The 20344-nt window shown below is 64.4% G+C and carries 21 protein-coding genes; 13 read left to right on the top strand and 8 right to left on the bottom strand.

Going from position 1 to position 20344, the window contains the following annotated elements; all coding sequences use genetic code 11:
* Window positions 1-91 precede the first annotated feature (91 nt).
* Window positions 92-406 (top strand): putative quinol monooxygenase, encoded by a 315-nt coding sequence (locus AC1RGE_RS11080; RefSeq protein WP_011059132.1) that lies wholly within the window; start codon window positions 92-94, stop codon window positions 404-406.
* A gap of 9 nt (window positions 407-415) precedes the next feature.
* Here the strand turns inward: AC1RGE_RS11080 and AC1RGE_RS11075 are convergent, their stop codons facing one another.
* On the bottom strand, window positions 416-1180 hold the full coding sequence (locus tag AC1RGE_RS11075; RefSeq protein ID WP_065364667.1) for a sulfite exporter TauE/SafE family protein: 765 nt from the start codon (window positions 1178-1180) through the stop codon (window positions 416-418).
* 213 nt (window positions 1181-1393) lie between these two features.
* Here AC1RGE_RS11075 and AC1RGE_RS11070 point away from each other — a divergent pair, with 213 nt between their 5' ends.
* The 3 genes from AC1RGE_RS11070 (at window position 1394) to AC1RGE_RS11060 (ending at window position 3343) form a co-directional block, all read left to right on the top strand.
* The gene (locus AC1RGE_RS11070; protein ID WP_011059130.1) at window positions 1394-2275 is read left to right on the top strand and encodes a LysR family transcriptional regulator; all 882 of its coding nucleotides are present in this window, start codon (window positions 1394-1396) and stop codon (window positions 2273-2275) included.
* Between the two features lie 56 nt (window positions 2276-2331).
* Window positions 2332-2907 carry an NAD(P)H-dependent oxidoreductase gene (locus AC1RGE_RS11065; protein ID WP_011059129.1) on the top strand — a complete coding sequence of 192 codons (576 nt, stop codon included), beginning with the start codon at window positions 2332-2334 and terminating at the stop codon, window positions 2905-2907.
* A 64-nt stretch (window positions 2908-2971) separates the two neighbouring features.
* On the top strand, window positions 2972-3343 hold the full coding sequence (locus tag AC1RGE_RS11060; RefSeq protein ID WP_019095167.1) for a MerR family transcriptional regulator: 372 nt from the start codon (window positions 2972-2974) through the stop codon (window positions 3341-3343).
* A 21-nt stretch (window positions 3344-3364) separates the two neighbouring features.
* On the opposite strand, the gene AC1RGE_RS11055 is transcribed toward AC1RGE_RS11060, so the two are convergent.
* Together AC1RGE_RS11055 and kynU are read right to left on the bottom strand one after the other, a co-directional pair.
* Window positions 3365-4768, bottom strand: coding sequence for an amino acid permease (locus AC1RGE_RS11055; RefSeq protein ID WP_011059127.1), 1404 nt, complete (start codon window positions 4766-4768; stop codon window positions 3365-3367).
* Between the two features lie 110 nt (window positions 4769-4878).
* Window positions 4879-6129, bottom strand: coding sequence for a kynureninase (gene kynU / locus AC1RGE_RS11050; RefSeq protein ID WP_103289837.1), 1251 nt, complete (start codon window positions 6127-6129; stop codon window positions 4879-4881).
* Window positions 6130-6316: 187 nt separating this feature from the next.
* Here kynU and AC1RGE_RS11045 point away from each other — a divergent pair, with 187 nt between their 5' ends.
* Window positions 6317-6790, top strand: coding sequence for an Lrp/AsnC family transcriptional regulator (locus tag AC1RGE_RS11045; RefSeq protein WP_011059125.1), 474 nt, complete (start codon window positions 6317-6319; stop codon window positions 6788-6790).
* Window positions 6791-6796: 6 nt separating this feature from the next.
* On the opposite strand, the gene AC1RGE_RS11040 is transcribed toward AC1RGE_RS11045, so the two are convergent.
* On the bottom strand, window positions 6797-7810 hold the full coding sequence (locus tag AC1RGE_RS11040; RefSeq protein WP_011059124.1) for an AraC family transcriptional regulator: 1014 nt from the start codon (window positions 7808-7810) through the stop codon (window positions 6797-6799).
* Between the two features lie 369 nt (window positions 7811-8179).
* Here AC1RGE_RS11040 and antA point away from each other — a divergent pair, with 369 nt between their 5' ends.
* The 5 genes from antA to AC1RGE_RS11015 all read left to right on the top strand — a co-directional run bounded on the left by antA (window position 8180) and on the right by AC1RGE_RS11015 (window position 13965).
* On the top strand, window positions 8180-9568 hold the full coding sequence (gene antA, locus AC1RGE_RS11035) for an anthranilate 1,2-dioxygenase large subunit (RefSeq protein ID WP_103407922.1): 1389 nt from the start codon (window positions 8180-8182) through the stop codon (window positions 9566-9568).
* A gap of 2 nt (window positions 9569-9570) precedes the next feature.
* Window positions 9571-10062: an anthranilate 1,2-dioxygenase small subunit gene (gene antB / locus AC1RGE_RS11030; RefSeq protein ID WP_011059122.1), complete on the top strand. Its 492-nt coding sequence runs from the start codon at window positions 9571-9573 to the stop codon at window positions 10060-10062.
* Between the two features lie 17 nt (window positions 10063-10079).
* Window positions 10080-11102 (top strand): anthranilate 1,2-dioxygenase electron transfer component AntC, encoded by a 1023-nt coding sequence (gene antC, locus AC1RGE_RS11025; protein WP_492584278.1) that lies wholly within the window; start codon window positions 10080-10082, stop codon window positions 11100-11102.
* A gap of 67 nt (window positions 11103-11169) precedes the next feature.
* Window positions 11170-12570, top strand: a complete 1401-nt coding sequence (locus tag AC1RGE_RS11020; protein ID WP_011059120.1) for an amino acid permease — start codon at window positions 11170-11172, stop codon at window positions 12568-12570.
* Between the two features lie 186 nt (window positions 12571-12756).
* Window positions 12757-13965, top strand: a complete 1209-nt coding sequence (locus tag AC1RGE_RS11015) for a benzoate/H(+) symporter BenE family transporter (protein WP_011059119.1) — start codon at window positions 12757-12759, stop codon at window positions 13963-13965.
* 27 nt (window positions 13966-13992) lie between these two features.
* On the opposite strand, the gene pdxR is transcribed toward AC1RGE_RS11015, so the two are convergent.
* The 3 genes from pdxR to kynB form a co-directional block, all read right to left on the bottom strand.
* Entirely contained in the window at window positions 13993-15492 is a 1500-nt protein-coding gene (pdxR, locus tag AC1RGE_RS11010) for a MocR-like pyridoxine biosynthesis transcription factor PdxR (protein ID WP_011059118.1), read from the bottom strand.
* Between the two features lie 265 nt (window positions 15493-15757).
* Window positions 15758-16609 carry a tryptophan 2,3-dioxygenase gene (kynA, locus tag AC1RGE_RS11005; RefSeq protein WP_011059117.1) on the bottom strand — a complete coding sequence of 284 codons (852 nt, stop codon included), beginning with the start codon at window positions 16607-16609 and terminating at the stop codon, window positions 15758-15760.
* Between the two features lie 93 nt (window positions 16610-16702).
* Window positions 16703-17356, bottom strand: coding sequence for an arylformamidase (kynB, locus tag AC1RGE_RS11000; protein ID WP_011059116.1), 654 nt, complete (start codon window positions 17354-17356; stop codon window positions 16703-16705).
* A gap of 287 nt (window positions 17357-17643) precedes the next feature.
* Between kynB and AC1RGE_RS10995 the strand changes: the two genes are divergently transcribed.
* From AC1RGE_RS10995 to AC1RGE_RS10985, 3 genes are all read left to right on the top strand, one after another.
* Complete coding sequence (locus AC1RGE_RS10995) at window positions 17644-17988, top strand: cupin domain-containing protein (protein WP_011059115.1); 345 nt, start codon at window positions 17644-17646, stop codon at window positions 17986-17988.
* A gap of 126 nt (window positions 17989-18114) precedes the next feature.
* A complete protein-coding gene (locus tag AC1RGE_RS10990) occupies window positions 18115-18600 on the top strand; it encodes an Xre family toxin-antitoxin system antitoxin (protein WP_015634047.1) in 486 nt (161 codons plus the stop codon).
* Entirely contained in the window at window positions 18597-19115 is a 519-nt protein-coding gene (locus AC1RGE_RS10985; protein ID WP_011059113.1) for an RES family NAD+ phosphorylase, read from the top strand. The genes AC1RGE_RS10990 and AC1RGE_RS10985 overlap by 4 nt, the downstream gene beginning before the upstream one ends.
* A gap of 336 nt (window positions 19116-19451) precedes the next feature.
* Here the strand turns inward: AC1RGE_RS10985 and mmsB are convergent, their stop codons facing one another.
* Entirely contained in the window at window positions 19452-20339 is an 888-nt protein-coding gene (mmsB, locus tag AC1RGE_RS10980; protein ID WP_053156260.1) for a 3-hydroxyisobutyrate dehydrogenase, read from the bottom strand.
* Between the last annotated feature and the right edge of the window lie 5 nt (window positions 20340-20344).

Raw genomic sequence — 20344 nt, 5'->3', positions numbered from 1 at the left:
TTCAAAATACATTTGACTCAAACGCACGAATCAGTGGTGGATTGTTGCCTTAGAATTTTTGCCGACCTCCCCATCAGCAAGAGTGCTCCTTATGCCCACACCCCAGGCCTTCATCCTTCACGCCAAGACCCGCCCGGAACGGGCTGATGCCTTCGAGGCGTTCTTTCTCGGCCATGTAGCCGCCAGCCGCGCTGAAGCAGGCTGCATCGAATACCACATGCTGCGGGACCGACAGGACCCGAGCCTGTTCATTTTCTACGAGGTCTGGGCTTCCCAGGAGGCGCTGGATAGCCACTCCAGCCTGCCGCACATGCAGCAGTTCCTCGACGCGCGCATGGACTACCTGGAGCGCGACTTCGAGATCCGCGCCATCGACATGCTCAGCCCGGCCGCGGCTGGCCGCTGAGCAAAAGGTCTAGCCGCTGATCAGCAAGTGCCCGCCCAAGAGGCCCATGCCGACAAAGAACACCCGCTTGAACAGCTGGGCGCTGATGCGCTGGCGCAACCACTGCCCCAGCCACATGCCCAGCAGCGCCGGGGCCAGGGTCAGCAGCGAGGCTCCCAGCTCGGCGCCGCCCAGGGCGCCGCGCCACAGCAGGCCGCCGGCCAGGGCCAGGGTCGAGACGGTGAACGACAGGCCCAGGGCCTGCACCAGCTGATCCTTGTTCAGCCCCAGGGCTTGCAGGTAGGGCACAGCCGGAATCACGAACACTCCGGTGGCCGAGGTGATGACCCCGGTGACCAGCCCGCACAGCGGCCCCAGCCAGCGTTCCTGGGCCGCCGACACTCGCAGGGTCGGCAACAGCAAGCCACTCAGAGCATATAGCAGTAGCGCCGCCCCCAAGCCCCGCACTACCCAATGCCCGGCGTCGATTCCCAGCCACAGGGAGCCGGCGGCGGTGCCGGCAAAGATCGCCAGCAGCATCGGCCACAGGCGCTTGAGCAAGGCCGGCAGATGCCCGCCAAAGGCCAGTTGCCAGAGATTGGTCAAGGTCGCCGGAATGATCAGCAGGGCCGCAGCCTGCGCCGGCGCCATAGCCAACCCCAAGAGGCCCATGGCCACGGTGGGCAGGCCAAGACCGATCACCCCCTTGACCATGCCGGCCAGCACAAAAGTGCCGATCACCAACAGGGAAAGGGCCATTCCGAGATTCTGATAAAACGCGAGCGAGCTGTTCATGGGCCTATCCTGCGCCCTGCTCGCCCTGCTGAAAATCTGCCATATACTGAGCCAGCCTCTTGCCCGGCAATAGGCACATACAAAAACCTATTGCCCGTACCGCCGTAGGAGCTGGCTTGCCAGCGAAAGCGATTTCGAGATTTGCGCAAAACCCGCGGCCTCTTCGCCGGCAAGCCGGCTCCTACAAAAATGACGCTCCCCGAGAGATGCCCCATGCACTTCGACCTGATCGACCTGCGCCTGTACCTGAACATTCTGGAGGCCGGCAACATCACCGCCGGTGCCGCTCGCAGCCACTTGTCGCTGGCCGCCGCCAGCGCTCGAATCCGCGCCATGGAGGCCTCGCTGGGCATCGAGTTTCTCGAACGCGGGCGTCGTGGCATCCGCCCGACAGCCGCCGGCAAGGCCCTGGCCCAGCATGCACGAACGCTGCTGCTGTACGCCGAGCACCTGCAGCAGGACCTTGGCGAATACGCCAGGGGGGTCAAGGGCCAGGTGCGCCTGTTGTGCAACACCACCGCACTCAGCGAGTACCTGCCAGAGCTGCTGGCAGACTTCCTGCACAGCCAGCCCCATGTCGATATCGAGCTGCAGGAGCTGCCCAGCCAGCGCATCACCCACGCCCTGCGCCAGGGCGCGGCGGACCTGGGGATCGTCTCCGACGCGGTGGACACCCAGGGCCTGATGACCCGGGCCTTTCGCGACGACCCACTGGTACTGGTGATGCCCCCGGACCACCCCTTGAGTAGCCTGCCGGCCCCCAGCTTCAGCGACAGCCTGGCCCACGACTATGTCGGCCTGGCCAGCCACAGCGCCCTGGCGGTGTACCTGGAGGAACAGGCCCTGCACCTGGGCCGGCGCATGCAGTTGCGCATCCGCGCCGAAGGCTTCGACGCCGTGCTGCGCATGGTGGCCCGCGGCGCCGGGCTGGCCCTGGTGCCCCTGGCGGCCCTGCAACGCAACCTGCACCTGGCTCTGCAAAGCCGCCCCTTGAACGAGGCCTGGGCACGCCGCCGCTTGCTGCTGTGCGCCCGCGACTTCGACGCCCTGCCCCTGTATGCCCAGGGCTTGTGCCGTGCGCTGCTGGAGCCTTGACTCTCCCCTTAGGGGCAGACTTTAGCCTTGGGGTTTATTCCTCAAGGACCACGGCAATGAGCAAACGCATCCTGGTGATTCTCGGCCACCCTTCGCGCCACAGCCTGTGCGCGGCATTGAGCGAGCGCTACGTGAAAGCGGCGCAGGAAGCCGGCCATGAAGTGCGCCAGCTCAGGCTCGGCGACCTGCATTTCGACCCGGTGCTGCGCGAAGGTTATCGCCAGATCCAGCCCCTGGAAGAAGACCTGCAGCAGGCCCAGGCCGACATCCTCTGGGCCGAGCACCTGACCTGGGTCTTCCCCATCTGGTGGGGCGGCATTCCGGCGCTGATGAAGGGCTTTCTCGATCGCGTGCTGCTGCCGGGCTTCGCCTTCAAGTACCGCCCCGGCAAAGCCTTTCCGGAGCAACTGCTAAAGGGCCGCAGCGCCCACCTGCTGGTGACCATGGATACACCGCCCTGGTACTTCCGCTGGTTCTACCGCATGCCCGGCTTGCAGCAGATGCGCCGCACCACCCTGGCCTTCTGCGGCATCAAGCCCTTGCGCACCCTGACCTTCGGCCCGGTGCTGGACGCCAGCCAGGAACGCCGGGCCGACTGGCTGCTGCAAGTGGAGCAGCTTGCCAGGCAGTGAAAGCGCCGGATAATGCGCAACGCCGTCCACCGCCCGACGACCCGGTACTGGAAAAGGAGCCTTCATGTACATCGGCCAAGCCGCGCAACTGTCCGGAACCACGGTCAAGAGCATCCGTCATTACGAGGCCATCGGCCTCTTGCCCGAAGCGCCACGCCAGGGTCGCTACCGCCTGTATGACGCGCAGAGCGTCGAGCAACTGATATTCATCAAGTGCGCCCAGCAGTTGGGCTTCAAGCTCAAGGAACTGCAGCAGGTGTTCGCCACCCACCAGGGGCAGGCCTTCCCCTGGGACCGGGCCCAGGCGGCCCTGGCGCAGAAAAAGCGCGAGCTGCAACAGCAGATCGAGGATTTGCAGCAGTTGCAGGGCCGGCTCGAGCTGTTCGAGACCAGCCTGCAACAGGCGCGAGAGGAATGCCCCCTGGGCAGCCGCTAGGACCGCCCGGGCGGCCTTGCTTCAGACCTCCGACAAGCCGGCGACCACCCGCGGCTTACGAAAGCACAGGTAATAGACCAGGGTCAGCAACAGCAGGAACGGCACCCCGAACACCAGGGTCATCTTGAACGCCTCGGTGAAGAAGGTGGTGATCATCACCGCCCCCATCAGCACCAGCCCCAGCAGGGTGCTGTAGGGAAACAGGCGCATGCGGAACGACAACTGCTGCTCGCCGTGGCGCTGGTGATAGCGGCGGAAGCAGTAGTGGGTGAGGAAGATCATGAACCAGGTGAAGATCGCGCCGAACATCGAGATCGCCATCATCAGGGTGAACGAACTCTCGGGGTACAGCACGTTGACCAGGGTCGCCAGGGCGATGCCGGAGCTGGACAGCAGCAGGGCATTGAGCGGAATCCCGTTCTTGCTCAGGGCCCCCATGGACTTGGGCGCATAGCCGGCGCGGGACAGGCTGAACATCATCCGTGTGGTGATGTAGAGCTGGCTGTTCATCGCCGATAGCGCGGCGATCAGGATCACGAAATTCATCACCCCGGTGGCCCCGGGAATACCGATGGTCTGCATCACCGTGACGAACGGGCTCTGGGCCTTGCCGGCCTGGGCCCAGGGCACGATGGCCAGCATCAGCGCCAGGGTCAGCAGATAGAACACCACCAGGCGCACGATAGTGGCGCGAAAGGCCTGTTTCACCGCGCGTTGCGGGTCCTTGGCCTCCCCCGCCGCCACCGCGATCATCTCCACGCTCAGGTAGCTGAAGATCGACACGATCACGGCAATCCACATGCCTTCGAAACCGTTGGGAAAGAAGCCGCCGTGAGCACTGTAGTTGTGCAGCCCGTAGTCGGGGTTGCCAGAGCCGAACACCACGTACACCGCCAGGATGATGAAGCCGACGATGGCGGCGATCTTGATGGTGGAAAACCAGTATTCGAAGTTGCCGAAGGTCTTCACGCTGATGCCGTTGAGCACGATCAGCACGCTGGAGAAGGAGATGATCCACACCCACTCCGGAACGTTGGCGAACCAGTACTTCATGTACATGGCGATGGCCGTGACTTCGGCCCCCACCGCCAGCACGATGGCCGCCCAGTAGGCATAGCGCACCAGGAAGCCGGCCAGCGGGCTGACGTAGAACTCGGCGTAGGCACCGAAGGAGCCGGAGGTGGAATGGGCCACGGTCATTTCCGCCAGGCAGCCCATCAGGATCAGGGTGATCAACGCGCCGATGGCGTAGCTCAGCAGCACGCTGGGGCCGGCATAACCGATGGCGTAGGCGCTGCCCATGAAGAGCCCGGTGCCAATGGCCCCGCCGATGGCGATCATGCTCATCTGGCCGGCGGTCAACTGCCGCCTGAGGCCGTGCTCGCGATTGGATATCGCTTCGAAACCCTTGTTGGAGGTGGTCACTTTGAGTGCCTCTTTATTGTTGTGTGCACGTATAAATCGTTGTGACGGCCCGTCCTTGTGCCGCTGGCCTGGTCGCCGCACAGGGCGGCAACCAGGGGGTGAAACACGTCTCAGGTCACGCTGTGGCGCACCTGGAATTGCGCCTGGGCCCAGGTTTTCTGGTCGAGGATTTCACCGAGGATCTGCACCGCGTCCCACACCTCGCTGAAGCGGGTGTACAGCGGAGTGAAGCCGAAACGCATGATCCGCGGCTCGCGGTAATCGCCGATCACGCCCCGGGCGATCAGGGCCTGGATCACCGCGTAGCCTTCGGGGTGCTCGAAGCTCACGTGGCTGCCACGCTTGGCATGCTCACGCGGGGTCACCAGCTTCAGCTCGTGACCGGCGCAGCGCTGCTCCACCAGTTCGATGAACAGGTCGGTCAGCGCCAGGGACTTGCGCCGCAGGCTCTGCATGTCGGTCCGTTCGAAGACTTCCAGGCCGCATTCGACCATGGCCAGAGAGGTAATCGGCTGGGTGCCGCACAGGTAGCGGGCAATGCCGCTGGAAGGCTCGTAGCGGGTGGCCATGTCGAACTGCCGGGCATGGCCGAACCAGCCGGACAGCGGCTGGGTAACCAGGTCGCAGAGCGCCGGAGCGACCCAGGCGAAGGCCTGGGAGCCGGGGCCGCCATTGAGGTACTTGTAGGTGCAGCCGATGGCGTAGTCGGCGCCGCTGCGGCCCAGGTCCACCGGCACCGCGCCGGCCGAGTGGGCCAGGTCCCAGATGCTCAGGGCGCCCGCCTCGTGGATCAACCCGGTGGTCGCCTGCATGTCGTGCATGTAGCCGGTCTTGTAGTTGACGTGGGTCAGCAGCACCACCGCGGTGTCCTGGCCGATGGCCGCCGGCAGTTGTTCCGGGCTGTCCACCAGGCGCAGGGAGTACCCCTGCTGCAGCAGCTGCGTCAGGCCTTCGACTATGTACAGGTCGGTAGGAAAGTTGCTGCTTTCGGAGACGATCACCCGCCGCTGGGGCGCACGTCCGGCCTGGACCTGCAGGGCGGCGCTGAGGACCTTGAACAGGTTGATGGAAGTGGTATCGGTGATGACCACCTCACCAGCACCCGCACCGATCAGCGGCGCCAGCCGATCCCCCAGGCGCTGGGACAGGTCACGCCAGCCGGCCGTGTTCCAGCTGCGGATCAGGCCCTCGCCCCACTCTTGCTCGATCACCTGCCGGGCCCGCTCGGCAGCCGCCACGGGGCGGGCACCAAGGGAGTTGCCATCGAGGTAGATCACCCCTTCGGGCAGGCTGAACTGTTGGCGCAGTGGCGCCAGGGGGTCCTGTTCATCGAGACGCAGGCAGTGGTTTTTATCGATCATTGGCAGTCCTGTCTTGGTCAATGTCATGCCCACCGGAAGGGGCCGGGCACGGGGTCCTGGAAACCCGAAAACTTGAGAAATAATGGACGAAGGCCGGGAGAATTTTCGTGCAAAGTGCAGCGCGCTGTCGTACTAATCTCGAATAAAATTCTAATCCTCCAATAAAAAACGCGGATTTATGCCAACCATGACCCTCGACTCCACGGACCTGCGCATCCTCTACTTCCTGCAACAGGACGGGCGTATCAGCAATCAGGAACTGGCGGAGAAAGTCGCCCTCTCGCCCTCGGCCTGCCTGCGCCGCCTGCGCCTGCTGGAAACGGAGGGGATCATCAGCGGCTATCGCGCCCAGCTCAATGCCGAGCGCCTGGGCATCGAGCTGGAGGCGATCGTCCACGTGTCCCTGCGCCAGGACGTGGAAGGCTGGCACGAGACCTTTATCGGCAAGGTCCAGCAGTGGCCGGAAGTGGTGGCCGCCTACGTGATCACCGGCGCCAGCAACTACGTGCTTCGCATCCAGGCGCGCAACCTCAAGCACTTCTCGGATTTCATCGTCAACCATCTGAACCGCGCCTCGGGCGTGACCGACATCCGCTCGGAAATCGTCCTGCAGAAGATCAAGGAACAGAACAGCCTGCTGGACCTGGTGCAGCGCAAGTAAGCCGTCCTAGAACCCGGCCGGTCGCCGCGCGGGGTGACGCTGGGCAGTGACGCTCGGGGTTTCGTCGAACAGCTTGCGGTACTCGGCGGAGAACCGCCCCAGGTGGGTGAAGCCCCAGCCCAGGGCAATCTCCGAGATGTTGCGCGCCGAGCCGTGCTCGAGTATTTCCTGGCGCACGCCATTGAGCCGGTGGCGCTTGAGGTAGGCCATGGGCGACAGGGCGAAGTACTTGCGAAAGGCCTCGAACAGCTTGAAGCGCGAGACGCCGGCGGCGGCCTCCAGGTCTTCCAGGTGCACGGTCTCGCGGGCATGTTCATGCAAGTGCTGGCGGGCCCGTACCAGATAGTGGGGCAGCTTGACCCCGAGCATCGCCCGCAACTCGCTGGAGTAGTTGTTGGGCTGGGCCAGGATCAGGCCCTTGATCAATGAGCTTTCGATTTCCCGGGTGAAGGCCAGCTGTTCATAGAGCTCGTTGCCCTGGGCCAGTTCGCCGATGAAATGCTGCGCCATGCGCCACCAGGCCGCGGCGGCACCGTGCAGCGCATCCATGCCGGGCTCGAAACGCAGCGGCTCCAGCACCGGGCGCTGCAACAGGCCCTCCAGGGCCTCGCTCATGGCCGGCCGGGAAATCACCACCTGCAGCTTGCGACAGTCTCCGGAGATGGCCAGCACCTGGCTTTCGTTGGGGGCGATGATCACCCCCTGGCCGCGGTCCGAGCGCAAGAGGCGCCCGTCCTTGCTCAGTTCCTGCTCGCCGCACAACGGCAGGCTCAGGCTGTAGCTGCTGAAGCGCTCGGTGTCCTGGATATCCACCACCACATCGGTGCCGTACTCGATGATGCCCAGGGTCGTGGAACGGGACCTGAGCACGTTGGCACTGTGGTGGAAACGAATGCGTTCGGGGTTGGCGGTTTCCAGGCGGTGAGGCCCACAGATTCCCGCCATCCAGTTCCTGGCCCCTTCAAGGTCAAAGCGATCGATACGAATCTCGCGAAACTGCCCATCAGCCTTGCTATTCATCACGGCGCACCCACGGCAATTTTTATTCAGCGCGCTCTGACGGCGCGTCTTGTATGACAGGGCAAGTTTTGCGCCAGCCGACGGCGCTGCCAACCCAGTGGATAGCAATCGTCGACTAAGTGGATAACCGGGCCCCATCACTCTCATTGGCTGCGCTCACAGTAGCCGATCAGCGCACCAACAGGCAGCCATCCATCGCTTGCCTGCACGATGCTGGGTAGATGCTACCCAGGGGCCTGCTGCTCCATGCCTTGCCGGGAACGGGCAATTTTGTGGATGACCTTGGCCGACTAAGCGGATAGCCGCAGGCCCCCTCCCCTCTCTCTAATGACTGCACCCGATTGGCCTGAATAAAAAAGGTACCGACTCATGAGTGGTGCAAGAAACGTCGAGCAGTGGCAAGACTTCATCGGCAGCTGCCTGGACTTTCGTCCCGCGGACGGGGTGTTCCGTATCGCCCGGGACATGTTCACCGAACCCGAGCTGTTCGACCTGGAGATGGAGCTGATCTTCGAGAAGAACTGGATCTACGCCTGTCACGAAAGCGAGCTGCCCAACAACCACGACTTCATCACGATGCGCGCCGGGCGCCAGCCGATGATCATCACCCGCGACGGCGAGGGCCGGCTCAATGCCCTGGTCAACGCCTGCCAGCACCGCGGCACCACCCTGACCCGGGTCGGCAAGGGCAACCAGTCCACCTTCACCTGCCCCTTCCATGCCTGGTGCTACAAGAGCGACGGGCGCCTGGTGAAGGTCAAGGCGCCAGGGGAATACGACGAGGGCTTCGACAAGGCCACCCGCGGCCTGAAGAAGGCCCGCATCGAGAGCTACAAGGGCTTCGTCTTCATCAGCCTGGACGTGGCCGCCGACAATTCCCTGGAAGACTTCCTCGGCGACGCCAGGATCTTCTTCGACATGATGGTCGCCCAGTCCCCCGACGGTGAGCTGGAGGTGCTGCCGGGCAAGTCCGCCTACACCTACGACGGCAACTGGAAGCTGCAGAACGAGAACGGCCTGGACGGTTATCACGTCAGCACCGTGCACTACAACTACGTGGCCACGGTGCAGCACCGCCAGCAGGTCAACGCCGACAGCGGCGCCGGCAGCAGCGCCACCCTGGACTACAGCAAGCTCGGCGCCGGCGACGCCAGCACCGACGATGGCTGGTTCGCCTTCGAGAACGGCCACAGCGTGCTGTTCAGCGAAATGCCCAACCCGGCGGTGCGCTCCGGCTACGCCAGCATCATGCCGCGCCTGGTGGCCGAGCACGGCCAGGCCAAGGCCGAGTGGATGATGCACCGCCTGCGCAACCTGAACATCTACCCCAGCCTGTTCTTCCTCGACCAGATCAGTTCCCAGTTGCGGATCATCCGCCCCATTGCCTGGAACAAGACCGAGATCATCAGCCAGTGCATCGGGGTCAAGGGCGAGAGCGACGCCGACCGGGAAAACCGCATCCGCCAGTTCGAGGATTTCTTCAACGTCTCGGGCATGGGCACGCCGGACGACCTGGTGGAGTTCCGCGAGGCCCAGCGCGGCTTCCAGGGGCGCCTGGAGCGCTGGAGCGACATCTCCCGCGGGCGCCAGCACTGGGTCAGCGGGCCCACCGCCAACAGCGAGAACCTGGGCATCCAGCCGGCCATGACCGGCACCGAGATCACCCATGAGGGGCTGTACGTCAACCAGCACCAGAACTGGCAGAAATTCCTCCTCGACGGCCTGCAGCGCCGGCCCCTGAAACTGCGTGAGGTGTAAGCATGAATGCGCAATTGCAGTACCAGATCGAGCAATTCTTCTATCGCAAGTCCGAGCTTTGCGATGCCCAGGACTGGGACGCCTACCTGCAACTGTTTGCCGTGGACAGCGAGTTCCACCTGCCCCAGTGGGACTCGGAACACGTCTACACCCGGGACCCGAAACGCGAGATGTCGCTGATCTACTACGCCAACCGTTCGGGGCTGGAGGACCGGGTATTCCGCCTGCGCACCGGCAAGGCGGCCTCGACCATTCCCATGCCGCGCACCCTGCACATGGTCAGCAACCTGCGCATTGCCGAGGGCGACAACGGCCTGCTGCGGGTACGCCTGAACTGGCACACGCTGTTCTATCGCCTGGCCACTTCCGAGGAGTTCTACGGCCACGCCACCTACGACCTCAAGCCCCAGGGCGACAGTTGGCTGATCCAGCGCAAGCACGTGCTGCTGCTCAACGACACGATCAACTCGGTGCTCGATTTCTATCACCTCTGACCCACGGAAGTTCTCCCATGACGCACAAGGTCGCGTTCAGCTTTGCCGACGGCAAGACCCTGTTCTTCCCGGTCAAGGCCAATGAAATCCTGCTCGACGCCGCCCTGCGCAACGGCATCAAGATCCCCCTGGACTGCCGCGAAGGGGTGTGCGGCACCTGCCAGGGCCGTTGCGAGTCCGGCCAGTACAGCCAGGACTATGTGGACGAAGAAGCCCTCAGCGCCCAGGACCTGGAACAGCGCAAGATGCTCACCTGCCAGACCCGGGTGCAGTCCGACGCAGCGTTCTATTTCGATTTCGACTCCAGCCTGTGCCACAGCGCCGACCCGGTGCAGTTGCAGGGCTCGGTGATCGACGTGCGCCAGGTGTCCGAAAGCACCGCCATCCTCCACCTGGACCTGAGCGGCCATCAGGCGCCACTGGATTTCCTCCCGGGCCAGTACGCCCGCCTGAGCATCCCCGGCACCGGCACTAGCCGGGCCTACTCCTTCGCCAACCGGCCGGCGGCGGACAACCAGTTGCAGTTCCTGATCCGCCTGCTGCCCGACGGGGTGATGAGCAACTACATCCGCGAGCGCTGCCTGGTGGGCGACACCCTCCAGCTGGAGGCGCCGCTGGGGGCCTTCTACCTGCGCCAGATCAGCCGTCCGCTGATCCTGGTGGCCGGTGGCACCGGGCTCTCGGCCCTGCTGGCGATGCTCGAACAGATCGTCGAGCAGGGCTGCCAGCAGCCGGTGCACCTGTACTACGGCGTGCGCCACAGCCGCGACCTGTGCGAGCTGGAGCGGATCCAGGCCCATGGCGAACGCCTGGCGGACTTTCGCTTCACCCCGGTGATCAGCGACACCGACCCGGATTGGCCGGGCAAGCGCGGCTACATCAGCGAACACTTCGACAGCAGCGAACTGCGGGACCAGGACACCGACATGTATGTGTGCGGGCCGCCGCCAATGGTCGACTCGATCCGGATCTGGCTGCAAGAACAGCAACTTAACCGCGTTCAGCTGTATTACGAGCGGTTCACCGAGAGTAATATCTGATCCCGTCAGCATTCGCCGTGATCGACCCCGATCGATCCTGATAACAACTAGAAGAGAGCGCACATTAGTGGATCAAACCTTGAAGCAGGGTGAACTCAAGCGTGGCTTGAAGAACCGCCATATTCAGCTGATCGCCCTGGGCGGGGCGATCGGCACCGGACTGTTCCTCGGCTCGGCCGGGGTTCTCAAGTCCGCCGGACCTTCGATGATCCTGGGCTACGCGATTGCCGGGTTCATTGCCTTCCTGATCATGCGCCAGCTGGGGGAAATGATTGTCGAGGAGCCGGTGGCCGGTTCCTTCAGCCACTTCGCGCACAAGTACTGGGGCGGCTATTTCGGCTTTCTCGCGGGCTGGAACTACTGGGTGCTGTATGTCCTGGTGGGCATGGCCGAGCTCACTGCGGTGGGCAAGTACGTGCAGTTCTGGTGGCCGGAGATCCCCACTTGGGTCAGCGCCGCGGTGTTCTTCGTGCTGGTCAACCTGATCAACATGATGAACGTGAAGTTCTTCGGCGAGGCCGAGTTCTGGTTCGCCATTATCAAGGTAGTGGCCATCGTCGGCATGATCGTCCTCGGCTGCTACATGCTGTTCAGCGGCAGCGGCGGCAGCCAGGCCTCGGTGAGCAACCTGTGGTCACACGGCGGCTTCTTCCCCAACGGCGGCACCGGCCTGCTGATGGCCATGGCCTTCATCATGTTCTCCTTCGGCGGCCTGGAACTGGTGGGCATCACTGCCGCCGAAGCCGCCGAACCGCGCAAGGTCATTCCCAAGGCCATCAACCAGGTGGTCTACCGGGTGCTGATCTTCTACGTCGGCGCCCTGGCGGTGCTGCTGTCGCTGTACCCGTGGGACGAACTGCTGGTGAGCCTCAACGCTGGCGGCGACGCCTACAGCAGCAGCCCGTTCGTGAAGATCTTCTCGCTGATCGGCAGTGATGCCGCAGCGCAGATCCTCAACTTCGTGGTCCTGACTGCGGCGCTGTCGGTGTACAACAGCGGCGTGTACTGCAACAGCCGCATGCTCTATGGCCTGGCCGAACAGGGTGACGCACCCAAGGCGCTGATGAAGCTCAACAAGCAGGGCGTGCCGATCCTGGCCCTGGGCATTTCCGCGCTGATCACCCTGCTCTGCGTGCTGGTCAACTACCTGGCGCCCCATGAAGCGCTGGAGTTGCTGTTCGCCCTGGTGGTGGCCGCATTGATGATCAACTGGGCGCTGATCAGCCTGACCCACCTGCGCTTTCGCAAGGCCATGGCCGAGCAGGGCGTGGTGCCTTCGTTCAAGGCCTTCTGGTCGCCGCTGAGCAACTACCTGTGCCTGGCCTTCATGGTGATGATCGTCGGCGTGATGTGGATGATCCCCGGCATCCGTGCCTCGGTGTACGCGATCCCGGTGTGGGTCCTGGTGATCTGGGGCTTCTACCTCCTGAGCCGGGCGAAAAAAGCTTCGCAACCCGCCCTGCGCTAAGCCCACAGGTTCACGCCACACCCCCGAGCCCGGCCTTATCCAAGGCCGGGCTTTTTTGTCGGCGCCGCCAAAGTGGTCTGCCAGCAAACAAGAATGTGGCTCGAAACGATAGTCCATCCGTTACCTAGAATCGGGCCTCTCCCGGCGTTTGGGCCAGGGAGCCTGTTCCTTGACGGAGAGTGGCTTATGAACAGAACCGCGACAGGCCTTAGACCGGCCGATATCTTCTCTCCCACCGTGGCGGCACTGATCTCAGTGCTGGTGAACTATGGCGGGACCTTCATCCTGGTGTTCCAGGCCGCTGAACTGGCCCGGCTGACACCCGCCCAGACCACCTCCTGGGTCTGGGCCGTGTCCCTGGGCGTGGGCCTGAGCGGCATATGGCTGAGCCTGCGCTACAGGGCGCCGATCATTACCGCCTGGTCTACCCCCGGGGCGGCCTTCCTGGCCACGGTGATGCCCTTCACGCCCTATGCCGAGGTGATCGGCGCCTACCTGGTTTGCGCCCTGGGGTTCATCGTCCTGGGCGGGTCCGGGGCTTTCGACAAGCTGGTGCGCCTGATTCCCAAGGGCATCGCGGCTGGCTTGCTGGCAGGCATCCTGCTGCAGTTCGGGATCAACGCCTTTGGCGGCGCGAGTGCCGATCCACTGCTGGTGATCGTGCTGGTACTGTCCTATGCGGTGCTGCGGCGCTTCACTTCACGCTTTGCCGTGGTGGGCATCCTGTTCATCGGCCTGGCGTTGCTGATCGTCCAGGAGCGGGTCGACTTCGCCAGCGTGCACCTGAGCTTCGCCGCCCCCCTGTTCACTGCGCCACAGTTCTCCGTGTCGGCCTTGCTCGGCGTGGCCCTGCCACTGTTCGTCATCACCCTGACCGGCCAGTACATGCCGGGCATGCTGGTGTTGCGCAATGACGGCTTCCAGACCAGCGCCAACCCGCTGCTCACGGTCACCGGTTTGGGCTCGCTGATCATGGCGCCGTTCGGCGCTCACGCATTCAACGTGGCGGCGATCACCGCGGCGATCTGTACCGGCGAGGATGCCCACCCGGACCCGGGCAAACGCTATATCGCCGGTATCGCCTGCGGCGTTTTCTACATCCTGGTGGGGACCTTCGGGGTCACCCTGGCGACCCTGTTCATGGTCTTGCCCAAGGCCTTTATCACCACCCTGGCCGGCCTGGCATTGCTGGGGGCAATCGGCGGCAGCCTGGCCAACGCCATGGCCGATACGGCCACTCGGGAAACCGCGCTGATCACCTTCCTTGCCACTGCCGCCAACGTCACTCTGCTGGGGATCGGTGGTGCCTTCTGGGGGCTGGTTGCCGGGCTGACCGTGCACCTGTTGATCCTGGGCCCGCGCAGCGCCCTGGCACTGGAACGCGCCAAGCCCTGACCGCCGGCGCTGGAAAAAGGCCGCTGGCTAGGCCTTTCCCAGGGCCTGGGCCAGACGCGCCATCGCCGCCTCGATCTCATGGGCGCTCAGGGACGCATAGCCCAATAGCCAGCCCTGCTGCTTCTGCTCGCCCGCATAAAGCCGGCTGAGCCCCGGCAACTGGATGCCAGCCCTGGCCGCGCGTTGCTGGGTCAGCTCCTCGCTCCAGCCGGGCTCCAGAAGACACGGGACCTGCAACCCGCCGGGTGGCGGCAAGGCCCTGGCAATGCCCGGCAAATGCCGGCCTATGGCCTCGAGCATGGCCTGCCGGCGCCCGGCGTAGAGCTTGCGCATGGCCCGTACATGGGCGTTGTAGTGCCCCTCCTCCATGAACCGCGCCAGGGTCAGCTGGAGGATCTGCGGCGTGTGCCCGTCCATGATGCTGCGGGCACTGCTGAAGGCCCCCACCAGTTCGGCGGGCAGGATCATGTAGCCCATGCGCAAGCCCGGATAGAGAGTCTTGCTGAAGGTGCCGATGTACAGGGTGCGCCGAAACGGGTCCAGGCCCTGGACGCAGGCGGTGGGCAGGCCCTCGTAGTGGAACTCGCTGTCGTAGTCGTCCTCGATGATCCATCGGTCGTGCTCGGCGGCCCAGCGGGTCAGCTCCAGGCGGCGCTCCAGGGACAGGGTGGCACCCGTGGGGTACTGGTGCGAGGGCGTCACATAGACACAGCGGGCGCCGCTGCGGTCGGCTCGCAACAGGTCGGTGCGGATGCCCTGGCCATCCACATCAATGGGCACGATCCGCGCCTCGGCCGCCTCGAAGGCCTTGCGCGCGCCGAAGTAGCCTGGGTTCTCCATCAGGATCGGCTTGCCGGCGTCCACCAGCAGTTGCGCGCACAGGAACAGCGCCTGGCGAGTGCTGCTCAGCACCAGGATCTGCTCGGGCTGCACCTTGGCCCCGCGTTCCAGGTTGAGGTAGGCGGCAATCGCCTTGCGCAGGGGCAGCGCGCCCTGGGGATCGCCATGCAGCAGCACGCTGGCACGGTAATCCTTCAATGCCTGGCGTTGCAGGCGCTCCCAGACCTCCAGCGGGAAGCTGCGGGTTTCCGGCAAACCGGTAGCGAAGGCCGTGACCGCCTGCTGATCGCTGACCCCACCCCGCGCCAACAGTGCCGCGCCGCGCCGGCTCAGGCCCGCTCCCGGTTCCGGGCTGTGGGCCGGCAACCCCTGCTGGAGCTGGCGCCGGCGGGACGGGCCACGCAATTGGGCACCGATGGTTTCGCAGACATAGCTCCCCGAGCCTTTGCGCCGCAGGACAAAACCGTCGCGCTGCAACTGCACATAGGCGTTTTCCACGGTGTCGCGCGATACCGCCAGCGACTTGGCCAGGGCCCGGGTCGCCGGCAGCTTCACGCCGGGGCCCAGGGCGCCGTCGAGGATCAGCCCGCGCAAGGCGCGCTGGATGCGCTGGTGCAGGTCCAGAGGGCGGAACTCAGGATCGCTGAGCCGCATCTTGAGGGTTTCAAGCTCGAAGGTCCGGGACATGTGGTCTGCCTTAGAGAGTAAAAATGGTGCACCGAAGGCGGCCACCTTATCCCCAGAGCGCAACTGCCGCCAGCGCCCGCTGCTCTCTAACGACCTCTGTAGCCGCTGCCGCAGGCTGCGATAAGGTCCGGAGGACCTTCCAGACCTCAAGAACGCGTCTGCTGCGCTGCCGATCGCAGTCTGCGGCAGCGGCCGCACCAGGGTCTCAGGGAGTCAGACGCCGGCAGGCACATGAAAACGCCCCGGCAGGCGGGGCGTTTTCGGGTCAGAGCGAGGAGCGCACTCGCCACAGTTCGGGAAACAGCACGGTGTCGAGCATCTTGCGCAGGTAGCCCACGCCCTCGGTACCACCGGTACCGGGCTGGAAGCCGATGATGCGCTCCACCGTAGTCACATGGCGAAAGCGCCACTGGCGGAAGGAGTCTTCCAGGTCGATGAACTTCTCCGCCAACTGGTACAGGTCCCAATAGGCCGAAGGGTTGGCGTAGACCTCGCGCCAGGCCGCTTCCACCGACGGGTCATGCTGAGTCGTGGTGGTGCTGTCCAGTGCCAGGCGCGCAGGGTCGATGCTCAAGCCGCTGCGGGCCATCAGGGCAATCGCCTCGTCATACATGGACGGGGTGGCAATCGACGCTTCCAGCGATTGCAACAGTTCGGGACGATGGGCATGGGGCCGCAGCAGGGCCGCGCTCTTGTTGCCGAGGATGAATTCGATCTCCCGATACTGGAACGACTGGAAGCCCGAGGACTGGCCCAGGTAAGGCCGGATCGACTTGTACTCGGACGGCGTCATGGTGGCCAGCACCGCCCAGGCGTGCACCAGTTGATCGAAAATCCGCGAAACCCGCGCCAGCATCTTGAACGCCGGCGGCAACTGGCCCTGGCGCACATGCTCGCGGGCCGCCTTGAGCTCGTGCAGCATCAGCTTCATCCATAGCTCCGAGGTCTGGTGCTGGATGATGAAGAGCATCTCGTTGTGGTCCGGCGACAGGGGATGCTGGGCGCTGAGGATGCGCCCCAGGTCCAGGTAGTCGCCGTAGCTCATGGAGTCGGAAAAATTCAGCTCGGCGTTATGCCACTCAGCCGGCGGATTGCTTGAAAAGGGACATTGGCTCATCGCGTGGGCTCCTCGCCTCAGGCAGCGGTTGCCCATCGCTGGCTGCGCAGCCCGGATCGGGATGCACAACGGCGCGAAGGGCCAGCTGTGTATTTATTGTAGGAATGAATCGGCCAGGGGGCGCAGGATCGCCCGCACCGGACTGGCGTCCAGGTGAGCGAAGCGCAGTGGCAGGGCAATCAGTTCGTAGTCGCCTTCGGCAACCTCATCGAGAACCACGCCTTCGAGGATCGCCATGCCATGGCGGGCCACGGTGTTGTGGGCGTCCATGGTCTTGGACTGCTGGGGGTCGAGGGACGGGGTGTCGATGCCGATCAGGCGCACGCCGAGGCTGGCCAGCAGCTCGACAGTGGCTGGAGCAACGGCAGTAAAGTCCGGGTCCCAGGCACTCAGCGGAGCCTGTGGATAAGTACGCAGCAACACTCGCGCAGGCAAGTTTTCGAGGCGCCCGAGCAACGCCTCGGGCTGCACCAGAGCACCGCTGTCCAGGCAGTGCAGGACCCGGCACGGGCCCATGTAGACATCCAGCGATACTTCACCGATGGGCAGGCCGTCCGGCCGGTAATGCAGGGGCGCATCGACATGGGCACCGGTGTGGGGCGACAGGGTCACCCGCCCGACATTCACCGGGCACTCGGGGCCGAACTGCCAGACGCGCTCCTCCTGGAACGGCGTATCTCCCGGCCAGGTCGGGGTTGCGGTACTCAACGGCGGGCTGATATCCCACCAGCGTGGTGTATTTTCCATTCGTGCGGCTCTTAGGTCACTCCGAGCTGAATGATACGAGCGAAACCGGTAAAGATTCTTGCGAAATAACTCGGGCAGTCGCGGATATTTCGCAATTACTGCTAACAAAGCCCTGTTTGCCGAATGAATCTTGCAATCGCCACGCCTCTTCCCGGCCCTGCGCCCAGTCACCTCGACTCGGGGCCGGCGCTGCGCTTCTGGATACCCCGAGGTCGAGTACAGACAACCCCCTGCCCGCCAGGCGCTATAGGGTGCGGCTTCAGTTCTCTGCCTGCTAGGAGCACAGCATGTCCCAACCCATCACCGTTCTTCGCGACACTCATCCGCTGCCGGTGCTCGACGCCTGCAAGTGGGAAAAACTCCAGGGCGATCCGCACACCGTCAACCTCAACGCCTACACCAGCGAGGATGGCAGCAAGATCATGGGCACCTGGATCTGCACCCCGGGCAAATGGCGGGTGGCCTATGAAAAGTGGGAGTACTGCCATTTCCAGGAAGGCTATTGCGTGATCACCCCGGACGGCCGCGACCCCATCCACCTGCGCGCCGGCGATATCTTCGTGGTGGAGCCCGGGATGAAAGGCACCTGGGAAGTGGTGGAAACCGTGCGCAAGTACTTCGTCTTCGCCTGAGCCCTCCCTCGATACCGGGAGCCCGCGCCAGCCGGGCTCCCCTGGCCGTGTTGCGATTCAAGCCAGCGCCTTTTGCCAAATGTCTATATAATCACTGCCAAATGGCAAAAGGCAGGAGCAGCACTCATGGTCGCGCTGACAGGCACCGGCCTCGTTCCCAAGCGGCGAGGCAAACTGGTATTGAAAGAGCAGTCCTCGGACATCCTTCTGGGTGGCCGGGCACGCTTTGATGATCGTATCTCGATCTATCGCCTGACCGAGGAGGGCATCCCGCTGACGGCGATCATCAAGTTCGTCTCCTCGGTGCCCATGCTCAAGGACGAACAGGTCCTGGCCAAGATCATCGGCCTTTCCGAACGCACCCTGCACCGGCGCCTGAAAACCCCGGACGAGCCGCTGAACCCGGAACAGAGCGCCCGTGCGGTGCGCTTCGCCCAGGTGCTGGCCAAGGCCGAGGACATCTTCGGCAGCAGTGAAGAGGCCCAGGAGTGGATGGCCAAGCCGGTGATGGGCCTGGACGGCCACAAACCGGTGGACCTGCTGACCAACCCCATCGGTTTCGAACTGGTGGACGAGTTCCTCACCCGCCTGGAATACGGGGTCTATCAGTGATCAGTGTGCCGGGCAGCAGCACCCTTCACTTCTGGCGGCTGGACGCCGCCCGGCACGCCGACAGCTGGGACAGCGGCATTGGCGCCGAGCTGTGTGGCGGCCGCTGGAACTCCAAGGGCGTGAAGGCGGTGTACGCCAGCGCCGACCCGGCCACGGCGATTCTGGAAGTGGCGGTGCACAAGGGTTTTGCCGCCCTGGACAGCGTGCCCCATGTACTCACCGGCGCCCTGATCCAGGACCCGACCGCCATCTACCGGGTCGATGAAAACCGTATTCCCAACCCCAACTGGCTGGTGCCGGGGATTCCCAGCGCCGGCCAGCAGAAGTTCGCCGATCAGTTGCTGGCGGACCACCCTTTCGTGCTGGTGCCCTCGTCGGTTTCCCGGCACAGCTGGAATATCCTGATCAATCCGCTGCTGGCCAAGGGGCTGTACCAGGTGGTGATCCAGGAACGCTTCGGCCTCGACACCCGCCTCAACCCTCCCTCCGGCACCGTTGCCAGCCGGCCGAACTGAGCCGGGCAAAAAAAAGCGGGAACCTGCCCGACGCAGGTTCCCGCAAATGCCCCGGCTGAAGGGGCTGCATTCAATGACGCGTGGAGCCGCTGCTGAGCCCGCGAAGCTGCGAAAAGGACCGAAGGGCCTTGCCTGGCGATATCCAGACAAACCTCTGCCGGGTTTGAGACCGCTGCGTCTCCTGCGGAGCCGTTCGCAGCCTGCGACAGCGGCTACATCGCCCCTTGTAGCCGCTGCTGAGCCGCAGGACCTTGTTTGACGATACCCAGAGAGACCACTGGCGGCGTCGAGATTGCCGCGCAAACCCGCCAGCGCCCCCTCCCTACAAGCGACGCCTTACTGCGGCTTGCGGTAGCTGTTGACGATGGCCGAGAAGTCCTTGCCACCTTCCCCACGCTGGCTCATGGCCTGGTACAGCTGCTGTGCCACGGCACCGAGCACCACCGGCTGGTGGGCCTGGCGCGCGGCTTCGGTGGCCAGCCCCAGGTCCTTGAGCATCAGCTCGGCACCAAAGCCTCCGGTGTAGCCGCGGGACGCCGGGGCGGTCTCAATCACGCCCGGCCACGGGTTGTAGGTGTCGGAACTCCAGCACCGGCCGGTGGAGCTGTTGATGATCCCCGCCAGCACTTGGGTGTCGATGCCCAGGGCATCCCCCAGGGCCATGGCTTCGCTGACGCCGATCATCGAGATCCCCAGCAGCAGGTTGTTGCAGATCTTGGCGATCTGCCCGGTGCCCACTTCACCGCAGTGCACGATGTTGCGGCCCATCTGCGCCAGCACCGGTTGCAGGGTGGCGAACAGTTCGGCGCTGGCGCCGACCATGAAGGTCAGGGTCCCGGCCTGGGCACCGCCGGTGCCGCCGGATACCGGTGCATCGGCCATGGCCACGCCCTGCTTGGCGGCGGCTGCGGCCACTTCACGGGCGGTCTGTGGGTCGATGGTGCTGCAATCCACCGCCGGAACGCCGCGGCCAATACCCGCCAGCACCCCATCCTCGCCCAGCCAGACGCTGCGCACATGGGCCGCAGCGGGGAGCATGGTGATCACCAGTTCGGCGCCTTCGGCAGCGGCCTTGGGCGAAGCACTGATACGCCCGCCCAGTTGCGCCAGCTCTGCCAGCACGCTCTGGTTGAGATCGAACAGGTTCAACTGATGGCCGGCCTTGATCAGGTTGCGGGCCATGGGCGCGCCCATGTTGCCCAGGCCGATAAATGCAATGTTCATGTCAG

This window comes from Pseudomonas sp. GW823-FHT02C05 (genome assembly GCF_058797595.1).
Note: the sequence above shows the minus strand (reverse complement) of the source record. Positions and strands in the feature narration are given on the sequence as shown.